Raw genomic sequence first — 22,794 nt, 5'->3', positions numbered from 1 at the left:
CGATGAGTAGCGCAATCGTGCCGAACAGCGGCGGCGGCGCAACCAAAGGGCTGCTCTGGCTGTTGCTGTGCCTGGTGGCGCTGCTGAGCCTGTTGCCCAGCCTGCGGCTGCTGCTCTCCGCGCTGGTGGACTGGCGGCAGGGGAGTGACAGCAGCCTGTGGCGCGTGCTCAGCAACCCGGCGACCTGGCTGGCGCTCTGGCACAGCCTTTACACCAGCGGGCTTGGCACACTGCTGTCACTGCTGCTCGGCAGCCTGTTTGCCTTCTGCCTGGCGCTGACCAACATCCGCCTCAAACAGATGTGGGTGTTTCTGTTTATGTTGCCGATGATGATCCCGCCGCAGGTCACCGCCCTGAGCTGGCTGCAACTCTTCGGCCCCGGCAGCATTTTGCTTAACAGCCTCGGTATCGCGCCAGGGTTTGGCAGCAGCAACCCGCTCTACTCGCCGGAAGGGATTGCGCTGCTGCTCGGTATTCAGCATGCGCCGCTGGTGTTTCTCGCGCTACGTACGCAACTGCGCGCATTACCGCAGGAGCATATTGAAGCGGCGAGGCTTAATGGCGCATCGCTATGGCGTGTATTTATCGATATTGTGCTGCCGCTGTGCCGCACCGCGCTGTGGGCGGGAGCCGCCATCGCCTTTGTCTCGGCGCTGGGCAACTTCGGTATTCCGGCGATGCTCGGCATTCCCATCTCCTATTTCGTGTTGCCAATCCATATCTATCAGACGCTGGCAAGCTTTGGCCCCTCAATGCTCAACGACGTGGCGGCGCTCTCGCTGCTGATGGGCGTACTGGCAATTGGCATTGTCATGCTCCAGAGCCGGATGCAGCGGCGCTATGCCTTACCGCTGATTGGCACAACCGGGCGCGCGATTGCGTTCAGGCTGGGAAGCGGGCGGCTGGCCGTCGAAGTGCTGCTCGGCGCAGTGCTGTGCGCGATCCTGCTCGCGCCCCTGCTGGCACTGATCGCCACATCGCTGGTGCCGACGCTCGGCGTGCCGCTGAACAGCGAGACCTTTACCCTCACCGCCTGGTACAACCTCTTCACCGAGCAGAGCGCCACGGCGCGCGCCCTCGGCAACAGTTTTCTGCTATCGATCGCAGCCGCGCTGGTGCTGATGCTGGTTAGCCTGCCGCTGGCGTGGCTGCTGGTGCGCTACCCGAACCGCCTGCTGCGCGGCTTGCACAGCATAATTGATATTCCCTACACGCTGCCGGGCGTGGTGCTGGCGATCGCCTGCATTCTGCTCTTCGCCCGCCCGCTGCCGCTGCTTGATATCGCGCTCGGCGGCACGCTGACGATTATCTTTTTGGCCTATCTGGCGCGCTTTTTGACGGTCTGCCTGAAGCCGGTGCACAGCAGCATGCTGCAACTTGACCCGGCGATGGAGGAGGCGGCAAGCCTGGCGGGCGCGGCTTTCGGCCAGCGTCTGCGCCATATCGTCTTACCACTGCTGGCCCCGGCAGCATTTGCCGGTGCGCTGTTGGTATTTCTTACGGCGGTTAATGAGTTAACCGTTTCGGCGCTGTTATGGAGCGCGGGAAAGGAGACCATCGGCGTGGTGATTTTCAACCTTGATGAGAGCGGCGATAAGGTGCTGGCCTCGGCGCTCTCCGTGCTGGTGGTGGCGCTGGTCGCGCTGGTGATGCTACTGCTCGGCGCGCTCGGGCGCTATTTACCGAAAGGAGTGATCCCATGGCAGAACTGAAGCTCGAACGGCTCAGCAAAGTGTTTGGCGAGCAGGCGGTGGTGCGGGATCTGACCTTAACGCTGCCGCAGGGTGCCTTTACCGCGTTGTTAGGGCCAAGCGGCTGCGGCAAAACCACCACGCTGCGCATTCTTGCCGGGCTGGAGACATTAAGCGACGGGCGTTTGCTGCAGGGTGAGCGCCTGCTGGCGGATAAAAGCCACCATACGCCGCCGGAGCAGCGCGATATGGGAATGGTGTTCCAGTCCTATGCCCTGTGGCCGCATATGACGGTTGCCGAAAATGTCGGTTATCCGCTGAAGCTGCGTAAAGTGAACGGTGCCGCGCGGCAAAAACAGGTGATGGCGGCGCTGGAGGTGGTTGAACTTGGAGCGTATGCCACACGTGCGCCGCACGAACTTAGCGGCGGGCAGCGTCAGCGTGTTGCGCTGGCGCGCTGCCTGGTCTCCGAGCCGCAAGTGGTGCTGCTGGATGAGCCATTAGCCAATCTCGACAGGCACCTGCGTGCCACCATGGAGCAGACGTTTCGGGAGTTTCATCGCCGCACCGGTGCCACCTTTGTCTATGTCACCCACGATCAGGCGGAAGCGATGGCGCTGGCGAGCCATATTGCGGTGCTCCATCAGGGCGAACTGATGCAGTGGGGCGCGCCGCAGGATCTCTACCAGCAGCCGAAAAGTGGCTGGGTCGCGCGCTTTATTGGTAAGGGCAGCGTGCTGACGCTGGCGACGCCCGCCGGAGATCAACAGCTGGACAGCGCCTCGCTGCATCACGGCTTGTCGCAGAGCGGGTACGGCGCGCAACAGCCGGTGCTGGTGCGCCCGGAGCATGTGCAGATTGCCGGGGAAGGATTAAGCGCGCAGGTGGAGAGCTGCATCTATCAGGGCGAGCGCTATTTGCTGGCGCTACGTTTAGCGGATGGGCAGGGGCTTACAGCGTTTCATCACGCCGCGCTGCAACCGCAGCAGTCGGTCTGCGTGCGTTTACTACAGGGCTGGAAGCTGGAGGCGGCATAGGACGCCGCCTCCATGTGGGAACTCTACTTTTTCGCGTACTGCGCAAACCACGCCAGCATGCGCTGCCAGCCGTCGGCGGCAGATTCCGCATGGTAGCTCGGGCGATAATCGGCATTGAACGCGTGACCCGCTTCCGGGTAGACGATGATCTCCGCGTTGGCATTTGCCGCGCGCAGCGCCTGGCGCATCGTCTCCACGCTCTCCTGCGAAATCCCGGTATCCTGCGCGCCATAAAGGCCGAGCACCGGCGCGGTCAGATCGGTGGCGATATCGACCGGGTGTTTCGGTGAGTTTAAGGTCTTTTCACCCGTCAGCTTGCCGTACCAGGCGACCGCTGCTTTCAGTTGCGGGTTGTGCGCCGCGTAAAGCCACGCAATGCGGCCGCCCCAGCAGAAGCCGGTCACCAGTAGTTGATGGGCGTCACCGCCGTTGCGCGCCGCCCAGTTGGCGACGTGGTCGAGATCGGCCAGCACCTGCGCATCCGGTACTTTACTGACCAGCCCGCTTAAGAGCGTGGGAACGTCGGCAAAATCATTCGGATCGCCCTGGCGGAAATAGAGCTCCGGCGCGACGGCAAGATAGCCCTCCAGCGCCAGCCGGCGGCAGAGATCGCGAATATGTTCATGGACGCCAAAAATCTCCTGCACGACGATAACAATCGGCAGCGGGCCTTCGGCATCTTTTGGTCGGGCGTGATACGCGGGCATGGTATCGCCCTGCGTTGGAATGGAAGTTTCGCCTGCGATCAGCCTCTCTTCCGGCGTATGAACCGTGGTTGACGCAAGCGGTGAAGCCGCAGGCGCAAAGCCCGGCTGTTTGGTGGTGGTCATGACATTCTCCCTACCCTTTATTAGCGCTCCCCTAACTATAGTCATGAAGCCCAGGGCATGCGCAATCGCCGTGCGCAGGCAATCTTTGCTGCTGAGTTAGCGGGAATAACGTGTTAGTGTGACGCGCGTCACTATTTTATGGAAATTGATTGCAATCAATTTCATTCATGGTGACAGCAGTCACGAAAACAAGCGCGTGGCTTCTGTAAAGTACCGTTTTACCTCCCCCCGATAATACCGACCACAGAGGAGTCTGTTATGTCCAAGTCTGATGTTTTTCACCTCGGCCTCACTAAAAACGATTTACAAGGGGCTACCCTGGCCATCGTCCCTGGCGATCCGGAGCGAGTGGAAAAGATCGCCGCGCTGATGGATAAGCCGGTCAAGCTGGCCTCTCACCGCGAATTCACCAGCTGGCGCGCCGAGCTGGATGGCAAAGCAGTGATCATCTGTTCTACCGGTATCGGCGGTCCTTCTACTTCCATCGCCGTTGAAGAGCTGGCGCAGCTGGGCATCCGCACCTTCCTGCGTGTCGGCACCACCGGCGCGATCCAGCCGCATATCAACGTCGGCGATGTACTGATCACTACCGCCTCCGTGCGCCTTGACGGCGCCAGCCTGCACTTTGCACCGATGGAGTTCCCGGCGGTGGCGGATTTTGAGTGCACCACGGCGCTGGTGGCCGCGGCCGATGCGATTGGCGCGACTAAACATATCGGCGTGACCGCCTCGTCTGACACCTTCTACCCGGGCCAGGAGCGTTATGACACCTTCTCCGGCCGCGTGGTAAACCGCTTTAAAGGCTCGATGGAAGAGTGGCAGTCAATGGGCGTGATGAACTATGAAATGGAGTCCGCTACGCTGCTTACCATGTGTGCAAGCCAGGGGCTACGCGCCGGGATGGTTGCCGGTGTGATCGTTAACCGCACCCAGCAGGAGATCCCGAACGCGGAAACCATGAAGCAGACCGAAAGCCACGCGGTGAAAATTGTGGTCGATGCCGCGCGTCGACTTCTGTAATCCCGCTTCCAGATTTACAAGGCCGACGCGTTCGGCCTTTTTTATTTGCGTAACGCCTCGCAGAAAAGCCCTTCCAAACTGGACGTTTATACAGCACAATCCCGACGGAATGGGTGATGAAGAGGGAGCGGAATGGAGAGTTCAATCATCGTACTGGCAGCCGTGGCGCTGGCAGGATTACTGGTCGGCTGGCTGGCCGCAAGCTGGCGCGGTGCGCAGCAGCAGGCGGAGTTGCTCGCCGAGCAGCGCGATGTCTTCAGTGAACTGAGCGCCGCCCGCCAGCAGATCGCCCAGAATAGCCACTGGCGCGAAGAGTGCGAGTTGCTGAATAACGAACTGCGCAGCCTGCAACATATCAATAGCTCGCTGGAAGCGGATCTGCGTGAAGTCACCACCCGGCTTGAATCCACCCAGCTGCATGCGGAAGAGAAACTGCGCCAGATGCACAGTAGCGAGCAGCGTCTGAGCGAGCAGTTTGAAAACCTCGCCAACCGTATTTTCGAACAGAGCAACCGTCGCGTTGACGAACAGAACCGCCAGAGCCTCAATGGCTTACTCACCCCGCTGCGCGAGCAGCTCGACGGCTTTCGCCGCCAGGTGCAGGAGAGCTTCGGTCAGGAGGCGCGCGAACGGCACACCCTGGCCCACGAAATCCGTAACCTCCAGCAGCTGAATGCCCAGATGGCGCAAGAAGCCATCAACCTCACCCGCGCGCTGAAAGGCGATAACAAAACCCAGGGTAATTGGGGCGAAGTGGTGCTGACCCGCGTGCTTGAAGCCTCCGGCCTGCGCGAAGGGCATGAGTATGAAACCCAGGTCAGCATGGAGAACGAGAGCCGCGCGCGCATGCAGCCGGACGTCATTGTGCGCCTGCCGCAGGGCAAGGACGTGGTGATCGACGCCAAAATGACGCTGGTGGCCTACGAGCGCTACTTCAACGCCGAGGATGAGTTTTCCCGCGAAGCGGCGCTACAGGAGCACATCACCTCCGTGCGTGGTCACATTCGCCTGCTGGGAAGGAAAGATTATCAGCAGCTCTCCGGCCTGCGCAGCCTGGATTACGTCCTGATGTTTATCCCGGTGGAACCCGCCTTTTTAATCGCCCTCGACAGACAGCCGGAGCTGATTACCGAGGCGCTGAAAAACAACATTATGCTGGTCAGCCCGACCACGCTACTGGTCGCCCTGCGTACCATCGCCAACCTGTGGCGTTACGAGCACCAGAGCCGCAATGCGCAGCAGATCGCGGAGCGGGCGAGCCGCCTGTATGACAAAATGCGCCTCTTCGTCGACGATATGACCGCGATTGGCCAGAGCCTGGAGAAGGCGCAGGATAACTACCGCCAGGCGATGAAAAAACTCAGCTCAGGGCGCGGCAACCTGCTGGCACAAACTGAGGCATTTCGTGGGCTTGGCGTCGAGATCAAGCGCGAGATTAATCCGGAACTGGCCGCGCAGGCGCAAGATCAGGACGAAGAATTTCGTCTGCGGGCAGGACAAGACGCGTTTAACGATCATAATCAAGACAATGGATTAGATATGGCGACGCCGGGCGAAGAGGCTGCGGTGAAGGCCTCTTCGGGCGGTTGAAACGTAGGGCAATCGCGTCCAATCTGATACACTTCATCAACAAATCCTTAAATAGCAGGCACTAAGATGGCGGAAGATTCAAAAGAGACAACACACTTTGGTTTTCAGACCGTCGCCAAGGAAAATAAAGCCGATATGGTGGCGCATGTTTTCCACTCGGTTGCGTCAAAATACGATGTGATGAACGACTTAATGTCGATGGGTATCCACCGCTTGTGGAAGCGATTTACCATCGATTGCAGCGGCGTGCGCCGTGGGCAGAAAGTCCTCGATCTGGCGGGTGGCACCGGCGATCTCACCGCAAAATTTTCTCGTCTGGTTGGCGAAACCGGCCAGGTTGTGCTGGCGGATATCAACGAGTCGATGCTGAAGATGGGCCGCGAAAAGCTGCGCAATCTTGGTGTTATCGGCAACGTTGAATATGTGCAGGCGAACGCCGAAGCGCTGCCGTTCCCGGACAACACCTTCGACTGCATCACCATCTCCTTCGGTTTGCGTAACGTTACCGACAAAGAGAAAGCGCTGCGCTCCATGTTTCGCGTGCTGAAGCCGGGCGGCCGTCTGCTGGTGCTGGAGTTCTCCAAACCGGTTATTGAGCCGCTGAGCAAAGCTTACGATGCTTACTCCTTCCACGTTCTGCCGCGCATTGGTCAGATGGTGGCAAACGACGCGGAGAGCTACCGTTACCTGGCTGAATCCATCCGTATGCATCCCGATCAGGACACCCTGAAAGCGATGATGCAGGATGCTGGTTTTGAAAACGTCGATTACTACAACCTGACCGCCGGTATTGTTGCCTTGCACCGTGGCTACAAATTCTGACAGGAGTGCGTATGCCCTTTAAGCCGATGGTGGCCGCGGGAATTGAACGCGTGCTGAATACCTTTTTTTACCGCGACAGCGCGCTGAAAGCGGCGCGCCAGCGTCTCTACGGCAAAGTGCTGCGCGTGGTGGTGCAGGAGTTTTCCGCGCCGATTGTGCTGGTCTTCAGCGAGCGCCAGGTTGACGTGCTGAGCGAGTGGGAAGGGGAAGCCGACTGTTCGGTCATTACCCGCCTCAACGTGCTGCCGAAGCTGCGCGACCGTCAGCAGCTCACTGCGCTTATCCGCAGCGGTGAACTGGAAGTGCAGGGCGATATTCAGGTCGTACAAAACCTCTCTTCACTGATGGATCAGGCCGAGTTTGACCCGGCGGAAGTGCTTGCGCCGTGGACTGGCGACATCGCCGCTGAGGGTATCAGCAAATTTCTACGCGGCGGCGCGCGCCTTTTTCGCCACGGCTTTACGCGCCAGCAGCGCTATCTCTCTGAAGCCTTAACGGAAGAGTGGCGCGTGGCACCGGGCGCGCTGGAAATCGCCTGGTTTGCCGAAGAGACAGCGGCCGCTGAACGTGCCGCGGACGCCTTAGCCAAACGACTGGATAAACTGGAGGGCAAATGACGCCCGGAGAATTACGGCGACTCTATTTCATCATCCAGACTTTTTTGAGTTACGGGCTTGATGAGCTCATCCCCAACATGCGTCTTACCCTGCCGCTGCGTCTGTGGCGCAGAACCCTCTTCTGGATGCCCAACCGGCATAAAGAGAAGGAGTTGGGTGTACGTCTTCGCCTCGCCCTGCAAGAGCTTGGGCCGGTATGGATTAAATTCGGGCAGATGCTCTCCACCCGCCGCGATCTCTTCCCGCCGATGATCGCCGATCAGCTGGCGATGTTGCAGGATCGCGTTGCGCCCTTCGACGGAAGGCTTGCAAAAAAGCAGATTGAAAAAGCGATGGGCGATCGCCCGGTCGAAGAGTGGTTTGATGATTTCAATATTGAACCGCTGGCATCCGCCTCCATCGCGCAGGTGCATACCGCGCGGCTGAAAGAGAATGGCAAAGAGGTGGTGATCAAAGTGATCCGCCCGGACATTCTGCCGATCATCAAAGCGGACCTGCGCCTGATCTACCGCCTGGCGGGCTGGGTTCCGCGCCTGCTGCCGGATGGCCGCCGTCTGCGCCCGCAGGAAGTGGTGCACGAATATGAGAAGACGCTGATCGACGAACTCGATCTGCTGCGCGAATCGGCGAATGCCATTCAGCTGCGCCGCAACTTTGAAAACAGCCCGATGCTCTATGTGCCGGAAGTCTATTCCGACTACTGCAGCCAGAACATGATGGTGATGGAGCGCATCTACGGCATTCCGGTTTCCGATGTCGCGGCGCTGGAGAAGAACGGTACCAACATGAAGCTGCTGGCTGAACGCGGCGTTCAGGTCTTCTTCACCCAGGTGTTTCGGGACAGCTTCTTCCATGCCGATATGCACCCTGGCAACATCTTCGTTAGCTACGATCACCCGGAAGATCCGCAATACATTGGCATTGACTGCGGTATCGTTGGCTCGCTGAACAAAGAAGATAAGCGCTATCTGGCGGAAAACTTTATCGCCTTCTTCAACCGTGACTACCGCAAAGTAGCGGAGCTGCACGTTGATTCAGGGTGGGTACCGGCAGATACCAACGTTGAAGAGTTTGAGTTTGCCATCCGTACCGTCTGCGAGCCGATATTTGAGAAGCCGCTGGCGGAGATCTCCTTTGGTCACGTGCTGCTGAACCTCTTCAATACCGCGCGCCGCTTCAATATGGAAGTGCAACCGCAGCTGGTATTACTGCAAAAAACCCTGCTCTACATCGAAGGGGTAGGGCGTCAGCTCTATCCGCAGCTCGATTTGTGGAAAACGGCGAAGCCTTTCCTTGAAACGTGGATCAAAGACCAGGTTGGCTTCCCGGCGCTGGTGCGGGCAATTAAGGAGAAGGGCCCCTTCTGGATCGAAAGAATGCCGGAAGTTCCTGAACTGATCTTCAACGGATTGCAGCATGGAAAACATTTGCAACAAAGCGTTGATAAAATTGCCCGTGAGTTAGAGGTTAACCGCGTCCGGCAGGGGCAGTCCCGCTATCTGTTTGGTATCGGTGCGACGCTGCTGTTAAGCGGCACGTTATTGCTGATAACCCGCCCTGAGCTGGCGAATAATCCGTTGTGGTTAATGGGCGGCGGGCTGCTTGTCTGGCTGCTGGGCTGGCGTAAGACGCGCTGACCTGATTCGCCCTGGCCATGCCGGTCAGGGACATGCAGCCCGGGGCATAACGTGTATACTGTGGCCTCTTTCTAACATCGTCTCTTAGAGGGGAAGTGAGTATGGGTAGTATCGGCATTTGGCAGTTGGTGGTTATTGCGGTCATCGTTGTGCTGCTGTTTGGCACCAAAAAGCTCGGCTCGATTGGCTCCGATCTTGGCGCGTCGATCAAGGGCTTCAAAAAAGCGATGAGCGACGATGATAAAAAAGAGAGTGAGGCAAAATCGGCTCAGGATGCAGATTTTACCGCGAAGAATCTCTCTGATACCCGTAACCCCGACGTCGTGAAGAGCGACGAAAAACGTCACGATAAAGAGCAGGTGTAAGTCGTGTTCGATATAGGTTTTGGCGAATTGTTACTCGTTTTTATCATTGGTCTGGTGGTGCTGGGGCCGAAGCGTTTGCCCGTTGCAGTGCGCACTGTGGTTGGCTGGATCCGCGCTCTGCGCTCGCTGGCGACCACCGTACAGAACGAACTGACGCAGGAGCTTAAGCTGCAGGAGTTTCAGGACAGCCTGAAGAAGGTGGAGAAAGCGAGCCTGGACAACCTGACGCCGGAGTTGAAAGAGTCGATGGACGAGCTGCGTCAGGCGGCGGAATCGATGAAGCGCACCTACAGCGCCAACGACGCGGAAAAAGCGAGTGACGAAGCGCATACAATCCATAACCCGGTGGTGAAAGATTACGAAGCGCAGCATGAAGGCGTTACGCCTGGCGTTGCTGAACATCAGGTGAGCGCGCCGCAACAGGCTCCCCAGGAAGTGCCGGAAGAAAATGCCCCGGCAAAAATCTCTCTGGCGAAAACCGCTGCGCCGGTTTCCGACTCCACCCCCTCTGCAAGTGATAAGTCCTGAACATGGCCGTAGACGATACCCAACCGCTGATCGCGCACCTGATTGAGCTGCGTAAACGTCTGTTGAACTGCATCATCGCGGTGATGGTGATTTTCCTCGCGCTGGTCTACTTCGCGAATGATATCTACCAGCTGGTCTCCGCGCCGCTGATCAAACAGATGCCGCTGGGCGCGACGATGATCGCTACCGATGTCGCCTCGCCCTTCTTCACGCCGATCAAACTCACCTTTATGGTGTCACTGATCCTCTCTGCACCGGTTGTGCTCTACCAGGTGTGGGCCTTTGTTGCACCCGCACTCTACAAGCATGAGCGCCGCCTGGTGGTGCCGCTGCTGGTCTCCAGCTCGCTGCTGTTCTATATCGGTATGGCATTCGCCTACTTCGTGGTCTTCCCGCTGGCGTTTGGCTTTTTGACCCACACCGCGCCGGAAGGGGTGCAGGTCTCGACCGATATCGCCAGCTATCTCAGCTTTGTGATGGCGTTGTTTATGGCCTTTGGCGTCTCGTTTGAAGTGCCGGTCGCCATCGTCCTGCTCTGCTGGATGGGCGTCACCACGCCGGACGATCTGCGGCAGAAGCGCCCCTATGTGTTGGTTGGCGCGTTTGTTGTCGGCATGCTGCTGACGCCGCCGGATGTCTTTTCGCAAACGCTGCTGGCGATCCCGATGTACTGCCTGTTTGAAGTCGGCGTCTTTTTCGCCCGCTTCTACGTCGGTAAGCGTCGCGTGCCGGACGATGAGAGCGAAACGGAAACCACCGAAGAGTAATAATCAGCCGCCCGCCAGGGCGGTTGTTGTATGGGAAAGAAAATGTTTGATATTGGCGTAAATTTAACCAGCTCGCAGTTTGACCGTGACCGGGACGATATTGTCTCCCGTGCGCAGGCGGCGGGCGTGACCGGGATGTTAATTACCGGCACGAACCTGCATGAGAGCCAGCAGGCGCAGCAGCTTACGCAGCGCTATACGCGTTGCTGGTCGACCGCCGGCGTGCATCCACATGACAGCAGCAGCTGGACGGATGAGACCGCGCGGGCGATTCGTGCTCTGGCGGCGATGCCGGGGGTGGTGGCGATCGGCGAGTGCGGGCTCGATTTCAACCGTAACTTCTCAACGCCGCTGGAGCAGGAGCGGGCATTCAGCGCCCAGCTGGCATTGGCCGCCGAACTTAATCTGCCGGTGTTTCTGCACTGTCGCGATGCCCATCAGCGTTTTCTCACCCTGCTGGATCCCTGGCTTGATAAGCTCTCCGGTGCGGTACTGCACTGTTTTACCGGTTCGGCTCAAGAGGCGCAGGAGTGCATTGCGCGGGGTCTCTGTCTCGGGATTACCGGTTGGGTGTGCGATGAGCGGCGCGGGCTGGAGTTGCGCGAAGTGGTGCCAATGATTCCTGCCGATCGGCTGATGATTGAGACCGATGCGCCCTGGCTGCTGCCGCGCGATCTTAAACCGAAGCCCGCTTCCCGCCGTAACGAACCCGCTCTGCTTGGGCATATTCTGACGACGGTTGCCGAACTGCGTGGTGAAGCGCCGCAGGCGCTGAGTACTGCGACGGATGAGAATGTGAAGCGGCTATTCGGTATTGCGTTTTAAGCGGTCAGGCTTTGCGGAAATCGGTGTTTTTGACACTCTGCAAAACTTGCTTATTGAGAAGGTGCAGCAGCAGCATGGAGCGTGCTTCGCCATCCGGCTCTTTGAAGATCGCCTGCAACCCTTCGAGCGCGCCTTCCGTAATCACAACGCTGTCGCCAGGGTAGGGGGTTTCCGGGTCGGTGATCCCTTCCGGCTGATACGCTTCAAGCTGCTGGATCACCGCCTGCGGAACGCTTGCCGGATGCATGCCAAAACGCACAAAGTGGCTGACGCCGCGCGTCGCGTTGATGGTCGTGGTGTGTATGACCTCTGGATCGAATTCCACAAACAGGTAGTTTGGAAAGAGAGGCTCTTTCACCGTTGTCCGCTTGCCACGGACAATCTTTTCCAGCGCAATCATCGGCGTCAGACAGGAGACTGACTGGCGTTCCAGGTGTTCCTGGGCGCGCTGAAGTTGGCCTCGTTTGCAGTAGAGTAGATACCAGGATTGCATAATGACTCTTTTCCGTAAGTTCGGCCGCAAGAATATCAAAACCACCGCATGATGGCTAAGGTGATTATAACGCTGACTGAGCAATGCCGTTGTATTTCACGCCTATTTAACAAAAATACAGCAACCTTAGGACGAACACCGTATAATAAAGCGCTTATCTGGAGGCAATCATAACCCCATGAAATACACCGATCTTCGCGACTTTCTGACACTACTTGAGCAACAGGGCGAGCTGAAACGCATCGCGCTTCCGGTTGATCCCTATCTGGAAATGACGGAAATAGCCGATCGCACGCTGCGTGCGGGCGGTCCGGCGTTGTTGTTTGAAAATCCGAAAGGTTACGCGATGCCGGTGTTGTGCAACCTCTTCGGCACGCCGCGTCGTGTCGCACTGGGCATGGGGCAGGATGATGTCAGCGCGCTGCGTGATGTCGGCAAACTGCTGGCCTTTCTGAAAGAGCCGGAGCCGCCAAAAGGGTTCCGCGATCTTTTCGATAAGCTGCCGCAGTTCAAGCAAGTGCTGAACATGCCGACCAAACGTCTGCGCGGTGCGCCGTGTCAGCAAAAGGTGGTGCAGGGCGATGCGGTCGATCTGCACACCATCCCGATTATGCAGTGCTGGCCGGAAGATGCCGCACCGCTGATCACCTGGGGTTTGACCGTGACTCGCGGGCCGCACAAAGAGCGCCAGAACCTGGGGATCTACCGCCAGCAGCTGATCGGCAAAAATAAGCTGATTATGCGCTGGCTCTCTCACCGCGGCGGTGCGCTCGATTTTCAGGAGTGGCAAAATGCCCGTCCGGGCGAGCGTTTCCCGGTCGCCGTGGCGCTGGGTGCCGATCCGGCCACCATTCTTGGCGCAGTGACGCCGGTGCCGGATACCCTCTCTGAATATGCCTTTGCCGGGCTGCTGCGCGGCAATAAAACCGAAGTCGTTAAGTGCATATCAAACGATCTGGAAGTGCCGGCCAGCGCCGAGATCGTGCTGGAAGGCTATATTGAAGCGGGTGAGATGGCGCCGGAAGGGCCATATGGCGATCACACCGGCTACTATAATGAAATTGATAATTTCCCGGTGTTTACAGTTACGCATATCACGCAGCGTGAAGATGCCATCTACCACTCCACCTATACCGGACGGCCGCCAGATGAGCCAGCGGTGCTGGGCGTGGCGCTAAATGAAGTGTTTGTGCCGATCCTGCAAAAGCAGTTCCCGGAAATCGTTGATTTCTATCTGCCGCCGGAAGGATGTTCCTATCGTCTGGCGGTAGTGACCATCAAGAAGCAGTATGCCGGGCACGCCAAGCGCGTGATGATGGGTGTCTGGTCTTTCCTGCGCCAGTTTATGTACACCAAATTTGTGATCGTGTGCGATGACGATGTTAACGCCCGCGACTGGAACGATGTGATCTGGGCGATCACCACCCGCATGGACCCTGCGCGGGATACGGTGCTGGTGGAAAATACGCCGATCGATTATCTGGATTTTGCCTCGCCGGTTTCCGGGCTTGGTTCAAAAATGGGACTGGATGCCACCAATAAATGGCCCGGCGAAACCGACCGTGAGTGGGGTCGCCCGATTAAGAAAGATCCTGAGGTGACGGCGCGAATCGACGCCATCTGGGATGAACTGGCCATAATGAACGCCGAAAAATAGACCCGACAGAGAGAGCGCATGACAACCTTAAGCTGTAAAGTGACCTCGGTAGATGCCATCACTGATACCGTGTATCGCGTCCGTTTAGTGCCGGAAGCGGCATTTTCATTTCGTGCAGGCCAGTACTTGATGGTGGTGATGGATGAGCGCGACAAGCGCCCCTTCTCCATGGCGTCGACCCCCGATCAGCACGACTATATCGAACTGCATATCGGTGCTTCCGAGTTGAACCTTTACGCAATGGCGGTGATGGATCGCATTCTGAAAGAGCGCGAAATCGTTATCGACATTCCCCACGGCGATGCCTGGCTGCGCGACGATGAAGAGCGCCCGATGGTGCTGATTGCTGGCGGGACAGGTTTCTCCTATGTGCGCTCGATTCTGCTCACCTCACTGGCAAAAACGCCGGACCGCGATATCACCATTTACTGGGGCGGGCGTGAAGCGAAGCATCTCTACGATCTCTCCGAACTGGAAGCGCTGTCGGTTACACACCCAAATCTGAATGTAGTGCCAGTAGTCGAGCAGCCGGATGAAGAGTGGCGCGGCCGTTCAGGCACCGTACTTGCCGCCGTGTTGCAGGATTTCGGCTCCCTCTCCGGGCACGATATCTACATTGCCGGCCGCTTCGAGATGGCAAAAATCGCCCGCGATCTCTTCTGTAACGAGCGCGGCGCGCGTGAGGATCGGTTGTTTGGCGACGCGTTCGCGTTCATCTGATTTTATCTTCACCCTTGCCGCCATAGCGGCGTTGGCTGCCTTCGTTCACCCCGGTCACATAGTTATCTATGCTCCCGGGGACTCTCTCAGTTGCCGTACGCCATAAAAAAACCGCCCCTGACAGGCGGTAAAAACGGCAACTAAATTTTCTCTCTTTCAGCGTATATGCCGGATGACGGCGCAAGCGCCTTATCCGGCCTACGGGAGTGTGCTTTGTAGGCCGGGCAAGCGCAGCGTCCCCGGCGTTCCGTGCCGGATGGCGGCGCAAGCGCCTTATCCGGCCTACGGGAGTGTACTTGTAGGCCGGGCAAACGAAGCGCCCCCGGCGTTCCGTGCCGGATGGCGGCACAAGCGCCTTATCCGACCTACGGAGTGTGCTTTGTAGGCCGGGCAAGCGAAGCGCCCCCGGCGATCCATGCCGGATGGCGGCGCAAGCGCCTTATCCGGCCTACGGGAGTGTGTTTGTAGGCCGGGCAAGCGCAGCGCCCCCGGCGTTCCGTGCCGGATGGCGGCGCAAGCGCCTTATCCGGCCTACGGGAGTGTGCTTGTAGGCCGGGCAAGCGAAGCGCCCCCGGCATAGGTGATGCGTTATACGCGCTCAAACACCGTGGCAATCCCCTGACCCAAACCGATACACATCGTTGCCAGACCCAGCTGGGCATCTTTGCGCTCCATCAGGTTGAGCAGCGTGGTGCTGATGCGGGTACCAGAGCAGCCCAACGGATGACCGAGGGCGATCGCGCCGCCGTTGAGGTTGATCTTCTCGTCGATCTGCTCCATCAGCCCCAGATCCTTAATGCACGGCAGGATCTGCGCGGCAAACGCTTCGTTCATCTCAAACAGATCGATATCGCTGGCGGTCAGCCCGGCTTTTTTCAGCGCCAGCTGCGACGCCGGAACCGGGCCGTAACCCATGATTGATGGATCGCAGCCGACCACGGCCATCGAGCGGATCAGCGCGCGCGGCGTTAAGCCAAGCTCGCGGGCGCGGCTTTCGCTCATCACCAGCATCGCCGATGCGCCATCGGACAGCGCCGATGATGTCCCGGCGGTAACGGTGCCGCTGACCGGGTCAAACGCCGGGCGCAGGGTAGAGAGCGCCTCAACGGTGGTTTCCGGGCGGATCACTTCATCGTAGTTGAACTGCTTGAGCACCCCGTCAGCGTCATGCCCGCCGGTGGGAATGATCTCGTTTTTGAACGCGCCGGATTGCGTAGCGGCCCAGGCACGCGCATGAGAGCGGGCAGCGAAAGCATCCTGCATTTCACGACTGATACCGTGCATGCGCGACAGCATTTCCGCGGTCAGCCCCATCATTCCCGCCGCTTTGGCAACGTTACGGCTCATACCCGGGTGGAAATCGACGCCGTGGTTCATCGGCACGTGGCCCATATGTTCCACGCCGCCCACCAGGCAGACCTGCGCATCGCCGGTCATGATCATGCGCGCGGCATCATGCAGTGCTTGCATCGACGACCCGCACAGGCGGTTAACCGTCACCGCCGGAACTGAGTGGGGGATCTCCGCCAGCAGCGCGGCGTTACGGGCAATGTTGAAGCCCTGCTCGAGGGTCTGCTGGACACAGCCCCAATAAATATCGTCAATCGCACTCGCCTCAAGCCCTGGGTTGCGCGCCAGCAGGCTACGCATCAGGTGCGCAGAGAGATCTTCCGCGCGGACGTGGCGAAAGGCGCCGCCTTTTGAACGGCCCATCGGGGTACGTACTGCATCGACAATGACAACCTGTTCCATTGTGACTCCTTAAGCCGTTTTCAAAGCGCCAACCGGGCGCGCAGGTTCAACCGCGGGATAGTAAGGCTCGTTGTGGAGTGCCTTTTCACGTAACCCGGCCGGGACGTCATACAGCGGCCCAAGGTGCTGATACGCTTGTGCCATATCGAGGTATTTCGCGCTGCCAAGCGTATCGAGCCAGCGGAAAGCGCCGCCGTGGAACGGAGGGAAACCGAGGCCATAGACCAGCGCCATATCCGCTTCTGCCGGGCTTGCGATAATGCCTTCCTCAAGACAACGCACCACTTCATTGACCATCGGGATCATCATGCGGGCGATGATCTCCTGATCGGTGAACTCATGGCTGCCCTGGCGCACATCGCTCAGCAGGCTTTCAACGGCGCTATCTTCCTCTTTCTTCGGCTTGCCTTTGCTGTCCTCTTTATAGCGCCAGAAACCGAGGCCATTCTTCTGCCCAAAGCGGTTCGCCTCAAACAGCGCGTCGATGGCGTCGCGATAATCCTTCTGCATACGCTGCGGGAAACCGGCTGCCATCACCGCCTGCGCATGATGCGCGGTATCAATACCGACAACGTCGAGCAGGTATGCCGGGCCCATCGGCCAGCCGAACTGTTTCTCCATTACTTTGTCGATTTTGCGGAAGTCCGCGCCATCGCGCAGTAACTGGCTGAAACCAGCAAAGTAGGGGAACAGCACGCGGTTGACGAAGAAGCCGGGGCAGTCGTTGACCACAATCGGCGTTTTGCCCATCTTGCTCGCCCAGGCCACCACTTTGGCGATGGTCTGATCGGAAGTTTTCTCGCCGCGGATCACTTCAACCAGCGGCATGCGGTGCACCGGGTTAAAGAAGTGCATGCCGCAGAAGTTCTCCGGGCGTTTCAGCACGCTTGCCAGCTCGCTAATAGGAATGGTGGAGGTGTTTGAAGCCAGCACAGTATCCGGGCGAACTTTCTCTTCTGTTTCCGCCAGCACCGCTTTTTTCACCTTCGGGTTTTCCACCACCGCTTCGACAACCACATCCACGCGTTCGAACCCGGCGTACTCCAGCGTCGGCTGGATGGTGGCGATCACCTTCGCCAGCTTGAGTCCGTCGATTTTGCCGCGCTCAAGCTGTTTATTCAGCAGCTTGCCCGCTTCATTAATGCCGAGGCTGAGCGACTTCTCATTAATATCCTTCATTAATACCGGCACGCCTTTCCAGGCTGACTGGTAGGCGATGCCGCCGCCCATAATGCCCGCGCCCAGCACGGCCGCCTGTTTCGGCGTCTCGACATCGGCGGTAAGCTTCTTCGCTTTGCCTTTGACGTATTGATCGTTAAGGAAGATGCCAACCAGCGCGCGCGCTTCTTTACTGTGCGCCAGCGGGACAAAACTCTGGTTTTCCAGCTTTAACGCCTCGTCACGCCCCAGCTTCGCCGCCGCTTCAATGGTTTTCACCGCGGTGATCGGCGCAGGGTAGTGTTTACCGGCGGTCTGCATCACCATGCCTTTGGCGATGGTGAAACTCATCGACGCTTCGATTTTGCTGAGCTTTAACGGTTCAAGCTTCGGCTGACGCTTCGCTTTCCAGTCAAGATCGCCATTAATCGCCTGGCGCAGAATAGCGACAGCGCCTTCACGGATCTTCTCAGGTTTGACGATGCCATCGACAAGGCCAATTTTCAGCGCCTGTTCGGCATCGACATCTTTCCCGGCGGCGATAATTTCCAGCGCGCTATCGGCACCCAGCAGGCGCGGCAGACGCACCGAGCCGCCAAAGCCCGGCATAATACCGAGTTTGGTTTCCGGCAGGCCAATGCGCAGATCCGGCGTCGCCAGGCGGTAGTCGGTTGCCAGCACACACTCGCAGCCGCCGCCGAGGGCGTAACCGTTGACCGCAGAGAGGGTCGGCACCGGCAGATCTTCCAGGCGGTTAAAGACGGTGTTGGCGAAATGCAGCCACTGGCTCAGTTGCTCCTGAGGAACCTGGAAGAGGGAGAGGAATTCGGTAATGTCGGCACCGACGATAAAGGCCGCTTTCTCAGAGCGCAGCAGCAGCCCTTTTAAATCTGTTTGCTTCTCCAGCACGTCCAGCGCTTCGCCGAGGCTGGCGACGGTGGCGGTATCAAGCTTATTCACTGAGCCGGGCGCATCGAACACCAGTTCGGCAATGCCATCTTCCAGCCAGTTGAGGTACAGGTTATTGCCTTTGTAGAGCATGTCAGTCTCCAGAATTCAGCAGTGATCTGGTCGTACCAGATGAAGCGGAGTGTGGTTTTTATGTTAATAAATTGCAAATGAGTCATTAAAAAAATGCAGCGTCGATCACGCTCGGCGGAAATCACTCACATAAAAGGAGGTGTGCTAAGATGCGACAACTTGTGGTCTTGATAAACAGAAGGAAAGACGATGGATTCGCTGGCAGCGCTGTATAAAAATCATATTGTTACCCTACAAGAACGCGCGCGTGACGTGCTGGCACGCAGTAATCTTGACGCGTTACTGATTCACTCTGGTGAGCTGTTTAACGTCTTTCTTGATGACCACCCTTATCCCTTTAAAGTGAACCCGCAATTCAAAGCCTGGGTGCCGGTTACGCAGGTGCCGAACTGCTGGCTGCTGGTGGATGGCGTGAACAAGCCGAAGCTGTGGTTCTATCTGCCGGTCGATTACTGGCATAACGTTGAGCCGCTGCCGACCTCATTCTGGACCGAAGAGATTGAGGTGATTGCCCTGCCGAAAGCCGATGATATCGGCGGCCAGCTGCCTGCCGCGCGCGGCAATATCGCCTATATTGGCCCGGTGCCTGAGCGCGCGCTGAAGCTCGACATCGCCGCCAGCAATATCAACCCGAAAGCGGTGATTGATTACCTGCACTACTATCGCGCCTATAAAACGGATTACGAGCTGGCCTGTATGCGCGAAGCGCAGAAGACCGCGGTGATCGGTCATCGTGCGGCGCATGAAGCGTTCCAGTCCGGGATGAGTGAGTTCGACATCAACCTGGCCTACCTGACCGCCACCGGGCATCGCGATACCGATGTGCCGTACGGCAATATCGTGGCGCTTAATGAACATGCCGCAGTGCTGCACTACACCAAACTCGATCACCGTGCGCCCGCCGAGATGCGCAGTTTCCTGCTTGATGCTGGTGCGGAATATAACGGTTATGCCGCCGATTTAACGCGGACCTGGGCGGCGAACAGCGACACCGACTTTGCGCAGCTTATAAAAGATGTGAATGAAGAGCAGCTCGCGCTGATCGCCACACTGAAAGCGGGCGTTAACTACGTTGACTACCATGTTCAGTTCCACCAGCGCATCGCGAAACTGCTGCGTCGCCACCAGATTGTCACCGATATCAGCGAAGAGGCGATGGTTGAGCAGAACATCACCGGGCCGTTTATGCCGCATGGCCTCGGTCACCCGCTCGGTTTGCAGGTGCATGATGTCGGTGGCTTTATGCAGGATGACACCGGTACCCATCTGGCCGCGCCGTCGAAATATCCTTACCTGCGCTGCACCCGTGTGATGCAGCCACGTATGGTCGTCACCATTGAGCCGGGGATCTACTTTATTGAGTCGCTGCTGGCGCCGTGGCGCGATGGCCCGCTCGGCAAGCACTTCAACTGGCAGAAAATTGAGGCGCTGAAGCCGTTTGGTGGCATCCGTATCGAAGATAACGTCGTCATCCATGAAAATGGTACCGAGAACATGACGCGGGATCTGAAGCTGGCGTAATGGAGAGCTGGCCTATTCCGGCGGCGCCGGTCACCTTTAGCGAGGAGATCAAAAAGAGCCGCTTTATTACCCTGCTGGCGCACACGGATGGCGTCGAGGCGGCAAAGGCGTTTGTCGAGTCCGTGCGCGCTGAACACCCGACTGCCCGCCACCACTGCGTGGCGTGGGTTGCTGGTGCGCCGGATGATTCACAACAGTTAGGCTTTTCTGACGATGGCGAGCCGGCAGGGACGGCGGGCAAGCCGATCCTCGCGCAACTGATGGGCAGCGGTGTCGGGGAAATTACCGCGGTAGTGGTGCGTTACTATGGCGGCGTGTTGTTGGGCACTGGCGGGCTGGTGAAGGCGTATGGCGGCGGCGTGCAGCAGGCGCTCACGCAGCTCACCACCACCCGCAAAATGCCGTTAACCGAATATACTTTGTGTTGCGATTATGCACAGCTTGCGGGAGTCGAAGGGCTGCTTGGGCAGTTCGACGGGAAAATTGTCTCCAGCGACTATCAGGCGGCGGTGCAGCTACGTGTCGCGCTTCCGCAGAGTCATCTGGACGCCTTTTCGGCAAAGCTGGCTGATTTTAGCCGTGGCGCATTGCAATTGTTAAAAACTGAAGAATAATCGCCACCTGATTTTCTGAACACCATAGGAAGCGGCAGAGATGCATTTTCGCGCCATAACCCGAATCGTTGGACTGCTGGTCATCCTCTTTTCCGGAACGATGATCTTACCTGGACTGGTAGCCCTTATTTACCGCGACGGCGCGGGGCGCGCGTTCACCCAGACCTTTCTCGCCGCGCTGGTGATTGGCTCCATCTTGTGGTGGCCGAACCGCCGTGAGAAAGGGGAGCTGAAATCCCGCGAAGGGTTTCTGATCGTGGTGCTCTTCTGGACCGTGCTGGGCAGCGTCGGTGCGCTGCCCTTTATCTTCTCGGAAAGCCCGAACCTGACGGTAACTGACGCCTTTTTTGAATCCTTCTCTGGTTTGACGACCACGGGGGCCACCACGCTGGTGGGCCTTGATTCGCTGCCGCACGCGATCCTCTTTTATCGCCAGATGCTGCAATGGTTCGGCGGGATGGGGATCATTGTGCTGGCCGTCGCCATTCTGCCTATTCTTGGCGTCGGCGGTATGCAGCTCTATCGCGCCGAGATGCCGGGGCCGCTGAAAGACAATAAGATGCGCCCGCGTATTGCGGAAACGGCAAAGACGTTGTGGCTCATCTATGTGCTTCTGACGGTGGCCTGCGCGCTGGCGCTGTGGTTTGCCGGTATGCCGGCGTTTGACGCTATCGGGCACAGCTTCGCCACTATCGCTATCGGCGGCTTCTCAACGCACGATGCCAGTATTGGCTATTTCGATAGCCCGACGATTAACACCATTATTGCTATCTTCTTACTGATCTCCGGTTGTAACTATGGTTTGCACTTCTCGCTATTGAGCGGGCGCAGCCTGAAAGTCTACTGGCGCGATCCGGAGTTTCGCATGTTTATCGGTGTGCAGCTGACGCTGGTGGTCATCTGTACCGTGGTGCTCTGGTTCCATGATGTCTACACCTCGGCGCTGACCACGGTGAACCAGGCTTTCTTCCAGGTGGTCTCCATGGCGACCACGGCTGGCTTTACCACCGACAGTATTGCCCGCTGGCCGCTGTTCCTGCCGGTGCTGTTGTTATGCTCGGCGTTTATCGGCGGTTGTGCCGGTTCAACGGGCGGTGGCCTGAAAGTGATCCGCATCTTGCTGCTCTTCAAGCAGGGGAACCGCGAGCTGAAGCGTCTGGTGCACCCGAATGCGGTTTACAGTATTAAACTCGGCCAGCGCGCGCTGCCGGAACGTATTCTTGAAGCGGTATGGGGATTCTTCTCCGCTTATGCGCTGGTCTTTATTGTCAGCATGCTGGCGATTATCGCCACCGGCGTGGATGATTTCTCCGCCTTCGCTTCAGTTGTGGCTACGCTCAATAACCTGGGGCCGGGGCTGGGCGTAGTGGCAGACAACTTCGCCAGTATGAACCCGGTGGCAAAATGGGTGCTTATCGCCAACATGCTGTTTGGTCGTCTGGAGGTCTTCACCCTGCTGGTGCTGTTTACCCCCACTTTCTGGCGCGAATAAGGGAGCGTTACGTGAAAACATTGATTCTTTTCTCTACCCGGGATGGGCAAACGCGGGAGATTGCCTCTTACCTCGCCTCTGAACTGAAAGAGCTGGGCGTTTACGCCGATGTGGTGAACCTGAACCGCACGCCGGAGGTTGAGTGGGCGAAGTATGACCGTGTGGTGATTGGGGCGTCCATTCGCTACGGTCATTTCCACCCGGCGCTGGAGAGCTTTGTGAAAAAGCACCTGCAAACGCTGAATACTCTACCGAGCGCGTTCTATTCCGTTAACCTGGTCGCGCGTAAACCAGAGAAGAGTTCGCCGCAGACGAATAGCTATACGCGCAAGTTCCTTCTCTCGTCTCCCTGGAAGCCAGATCACTGCGCCGTGTTTGCCGGTGCGCTCCGTTATCCGCGTTATCGCTGGTATGACCGCTTTATGATTCGGTTGATCATGAAGATGACGGGGGGCGAAACGAACACCAGTCAGGAAGTGGTCTATACCGACTGGCAGCAAGTGGCGCATTTCGCTCGTGAAATCGCTCAGTTAAAAAGCAAAACGCCCGTTTAATGGGCATTGCGACCGAAAAATAAGCGAACGAAAACTTTTTTGAAATTAGGGGTTGTCAGCAGG

The 22,794-nt window shown here is 58.1% G+C and carries 21 protein-coding genes; 17 read left to right on the top strand and 4 right to left on the bottom strand.

Translation table 11 applies throughout. The annotated features are described in order from the left end of the window. Positions 1 to 2: 2 nt before the first annotated feature. On the top strand, positions 3 to 1,712 hold the full coding sequence (locus N7V53_RS21310) for an iron ABC transporter permease (protein WP_279794854.1): 1,710 nt from the start codon (positions 3 to 5) through the stop codon (positions 1,710 to 1,712). Continuing rightward, positions 1,700 to 2,728: an ABC transporter ATP-binding protein gene (locus tag N7V53_RS21305; protein ID WP_279794853.1), complete on the top strand. Its 1,029-nt coding sequence runs from the start codon at positions 1,700 to 1,702 to the stop codon at positions 2,726 to 2,728. The genes N7V53_RS21310 and N7V53_RS21305 overlap by 13 nt, the downstream gene beginning before the upstream one ends. Before the next feature lie 23 nt (positions 2,729 to 2,751). Here N7V53_RS21305 and N7V53_RS21300 read toward each other — a convergent pair whose 3' ends face one another. Further along, complete coding sequence (locus N7V53_RS21300; RefSeq protein ID WP_023479553.1) at positions 2,752 to 3,558, bottom strand: dienelactone hydrolase family protein; 807 nt, start codon at positions 3,556 to 3,558, stop codon at positions 2,752 to 2,754. 258 nt (positions 3,559 to 3,816) lie between these two features. On the opposite strand from N7V53_RS21300, the gene udp reads away from it, so the two are divergent. The 9 genes from udp (at position 3,817) to tatD (ending at position 11,729) form a co-directional block, all read left to right on the top strand. Then, entirely contained in the window at positions 3,817 to 4,578 is a 762-nt protein-coding gene (udp, locus tag N7V53_RS21295) for a uridine phosphorylase (protein WP_023479598.1), read from the top strand. Positions 4,579 to 4,710: 132 nt separating this feature from the next. Next, the gene (gene rmuC, locus N7V53_RS21290; protein WP_279794852.1) at positions 4,711 to 6,168 is read left to right on the top strand and encodes a DNA recombination protein RmuC; all 1,458 of its coding nucleotides are present in this window, start codon (positions 4,711 to 4,713) and stop codon (positions 6,166 to 6,168) included. A gap of 66 nt (positions 6,169 to 6,234) precedes the next feature. Next, a complete protein-coding gene (gene ubiE / locus N7V53_RS21285) occupies positions 6,235 to 6,990 on the top strand; it encodes a bifunctional demethylmenaquinone methyltransferase/2-methoxy-6-polyprenyl-1,4-benzoquinol methylase UbiE (protein WP_023479593.1) in 756 nt (251 codons plus the stop codon). 11 nt (positions 6,991 to 7,001) lie between these two features. Next, on the top strand, positions 7,002 to 7,607 hold the full coding sequence (locus N7V53_RS21280) for an SCP2 domain-containing protein (protein ID WP_023479619.1): 606 nt from the start codon (positions 7,002 to 7,004) through the stop codon (positions 7,605 to 7,607). Next, positions 7,604 to 9,244, top strand: coding sequence for a ubiquinone biosynthesis regulatory protein kinase UbiB (ubiB, locus tag N7V53_RS21275; RefSeq protein WP_023479548.1), 1,641 nt, complete (start codon positions 7,604 to 7,606; stop codon positions 9,242 to 9,244). The genes N7V53_RS21280 and ubiB overlap by 4 nt, the downstream gene beginning before the upstream one ends. 101 nt (positions 9,245 to 9,345) lie before the next feature. Beyond that, positions 9,346 to 9,609 carry a Sec-independent protein translocase subunit TatA gene (tatA, locus tag N7V53_RS21270; protein ID WP_042716354.1) on the top strand — a complete coding sequence of 88 codons (264 nt, stop codon included), beginning with the start codon at positions 9,346 to 9,348 and terminating at the stop codon, positions 9,607 to 9,609. A gap of 3 nt (positions 9,610 to 9,612) precedes the next feature. Beyond that, positions 9,613 to 10,137 carry a Sec-independent protein translocase protein TatB gene (gene tatB, locus N7V53_RS21265; RefSeq protein WP_042716357.1) on the top strand — a complete coding sequence of 175 codons (525 nt, stop codon included), beginning with the start codon at positions 9,613 to 9,615 and terminating at the stop codon, positions 10,135 to 10,137. A 2-nt stretch (positions 10,138 to 10,139) separates the two neighbouring features. Then, positions 10,140 to 10,904: a Sec-independent protein translocase subunit TatC gene (gene tatC, locus N7V53_RS21260; protein WP_094419083.1), complete on the top strand. Its 765-nt coding sequence runs from the start codon at positions 10,140 to 10,142 to the stop codon at positions 10,902 to 10,904. A 30-nt stretch (positions 10,905 to 10,934) separates the two neighbouring features. Then, positions 10,935 to 11,729 carry a 3'-5' ssDNA/RNA exonuclease TatD gene (gene tatD, locus N7V53_RS21255; protein WP_279794849.1) on the top strand — a complete coding sequence of 265 codons (795 nt, stop codon included), beginning with the start codon at positions 10,935 to 10,937 and terminating at the stop codon, positions 11,727 to 11,729. Between the two features lie 4 nt (positions 11,730 to 11,733). Here tatD and rfaH read toward each other — a convergent pair whose 3' ends face one another. After that, on the bottom strand, positions 11,734 to 12,222 hold the full coding sequence (gene rfaH / locus N7V53_RS21250; protein WP_023479606.1) for a transcription/translation regulatory transformer protein RfaH: 489 nt from the start codon (positions 12,220 to 12,222) through the stop codon (positions 11,734 to 11,736). Positions 12,223 to 12,400: 178 nt separating this feature from the next. On the opposite strand from rfaH, the gene ubiD reads away from it, so the two are divergent. Both ubiD and fre read left to right on the top strand, forming a co-directional pair. After that, positions 12,401 to 13,879, top strand: coding sequence for a 4-hydroxy-3-polyprenylbenzoate decarboxylase (gene ubiD, locus N7V53_RS21245; protein ID WP_023479541.1), 1,479 nt, complete (start codon positions 12,401 to 12,403; stop codon positions 13,877 to 13,879). An 18-nt stretch (positions 13,880 to 13,897) separates the two neighbouring features. Then, entirely contained in the window at positions 13,898 to 14,599 is a 702-nt protein-coding gene (gene fre / locus N7V53_RS21240; protein ID WP_023479600.1) for an NAD(P)H-flavin reductase, read from the top strand. A gap of 588 nt (positions 14,600 to 15,187) precedes the next feature. On the opposite strand, the gene fadA is transcribed toward fre, so the two are convergent. Both fadA and fadB read right to left on the bottom strand, forming a co-directional pair. Further along, positions 15,188 to 16,351, bottom strand: a complete 1,164-nt coding sequence (gene fadA, locus N7V53_RS21235; RefSeq protein ID WP_279794848.1) for an acetyl-CoA C-acyltransferase FadA — start codon at positions 16,349 to 16,351, stop codon at positions 15,188 to 15,190. Between the two features lie 9 nt (positions 16,352 to 16,360). Beyond that, a complete protein-coding gene (fadB, locus tag N7V53_RS21230) occupies positions 16,361 to 18,550 on the bottom strand; it encodes a fatty acid oxidation complex subunit alpha FadB (RefSeq protein ID WP_279794846.1) in 2,190 nt (729 codons plus the stop codon). A 189-nt stretch (positions 18,551 to 18,739) separates the two neighbouring features. On the opposite strand from fadB, the gene pepQ reads away from it, so the two are divergent. The 4 genes from pepQ to hemG are packed head-to-tail and all read left to right on the top strand — an operon-like array spanning position 18,740 to position 22,731. After that, entirely contained in the window at positions 18,740 to 20,071 is a 1,332-nt protein-coding gene (pepQ, locus tag N7V53_RS21225; protein WP_023479544.1) for a Xaa-Pro dipeptidase, read from the top strand. Then, positions 20,071 to 20,685, top strand: coding sequence for an IMPACT family protein (locus tag N7V53_RS21220; protein WP_279794845.1), 615 nt, complete (start codon positions 20,071 to 20,073; stop codon positions 20,683 to 20,685). Before pepQ ends, N7V53_RS21220 begins: the two co-directional genes overlap by 1 nt. 40 nt (positions 20,686 to 20,725) lie before the next feature. After that, entirely contained in the window at positions 20,726 to 22,177 is a 1,452-nt protein-coding gene (gene trkH / locus N7V53_RS21215; protein WP_023479564.1) for a Trk system potassium transporter TrkH, read from the top strand. 11 nt (positions 22,178 to 22,188) lie between these two features. Further along, positions 22,189 to 22,731 (top strand): menaquinone-dependent protoporphyrinogen IX dehydrogenase, encoded by a 543-nt coding sequence (gene hemG / locus N7V53_RS21210; protein ID WP_279794844.1) that lies wholly within the window; start codon positions 22,189 to 22,191, stop codon positions 22,729 to 22,731. Positions 22,732 to 22,794 lie beyond the last annotated feature (63 nt).

Source organism: Kosakonia sp. HypNH10 (assembly GCF_029850615.1).
Lineage (GTDB): Bacteria > Pseudomonadota > Gammaproteobacteria > Enterobacterales > Enterobacteriaceae > Kosakonia > Kosakonia cowanii.
The sequence above is the reverse complement of the archived record's forward strand: the minus strand, read 5'-3'. Positions and strand labels throughout refer to the sequence as shown.

Bases quoted from the DNA above. Each gene is read 5' to 3' on its own strand.
- N7V53_RS21310 (WP_279794854.1), top strand. From the start codon at position 3: ATGAGTAGCGCAATCGTGCCGAACAGCGGCGGCGGCGCAACCAAAGGG.
- N7V53_RS21305 (WP_279794853.1), top strand. From the start codon at position 1,700: ATGGCAGAACTGAAGCTCGAACGGCTCAGCAAAGTGTTTGGCGAGCAG.
- N7V53_RS21300 (WP_023479553.1), bottom strand. From the start codon at position 3,558: ATGACCACCACCAAACAGCCGGGCTTTGCGCCTGCGGCTTCACCGCTT.
- udp (WP_023479598.1), top strand. From the start codon at position 3,817: ATGTCCAAGTCTGATGTTTTTCACCTCGGCCTCACTAAAAACGATTTA.
- rmuC (WP_279794852.1), top strand. From the start codon at position 4,711: ATGGAGAGTTCAATCATCGTACTGGCAGCCGTGGCGCTGGCAGGATTA.
- ubiE (WP_023479593.1), top strand. From the start codon at position 6,235: ATGGCGGAAGATTCAAAAGAGACAACACACTTTGGTTTTCAGACCGTC.
- N7V53_RS21280 (WP_023479619.1), top strand. From the start codon at position 7,002: ATGCCCTTTAAGCCGATGGTGGCCGCGGGAATTGAACGCGTGCTGAAT.
- ubiB (WP_023479548.1), top strand. From the start codon at position 7,604: ATGACGCCCGGAGAATTACGGCGACTCTATTTCATCATCCAGACTTTT.
- tatA (WP_042716354.1), top strand. From the start codon at position 9,346: ATGGGTAGTATCGGCATTTGGCAGTTGGTGGTTATTGCGGTCATCGTT.
- tatC (WP_094419083.1), top strand. From the start codon at position 10,140: ATGGCCGTAGACGATACCCAACCGCTGATCGCGCACCTGATTGAGCTG.
- tatD (WP_279794849.1), top strand. From the start codon at position 10,935: ATGGGAAAGAAAATGTTTGATATTGGCGTAAATTTAACCAGCTCGCAG.
- rfaH (WP_023479606.1), bottom strand. From the start codon at position 12,222: ATGCAATCCTGGTATCTACTCTACTGCAAACGAGGCCAACTTCAGCGC.
- ubiD (WP_023479541.1), top strand. From the start codon at position 12,401: ATGAAATACACCGATCTTCGCGACTTTCTGACACTACTTGAGCAACAG.
- fre (WP_023479600.1), top strand. From the start codon at position 13,898: ATGACAACCTTAAGCTGTAAAGTGACCTCGGTAGATGCCATCACTGAT.
- fadA (WP_279794848.1), bottom strand. From the start codon at position 16,351: ATGGAACAGGTTGTCATTGTCGATGCAGTACGTACCCCGATGGGCCGT.
- fadB (WP_279794846.1), bottom strand. From the start codon at position 18,550: ATGCTCTACAAAGGCAATAACCTGTACCTCAACTGGCTGGAAGATGGC.
- pepQ (WP_023479544.1), top strand. From the start codon at position 18,740: ATGGATTCGCTGGCAGCGCTGTATAAAAATCATATTGTTACCCTACAA.
- N7V53_RS21220 (WP_279794845.1), top strand. From the start codon at position 20,071: ATGGAGAGCTGGCCTATTCCGGCGGCGCCGGTCACCTTTAGCGAGGAG.
- trkH (WP_023479564.1), top strand. From the start codon at position 20,726: ATGCATTTTCGCGCCATAACCCGAATCGTTGGACTGCTGGTCATCCTC.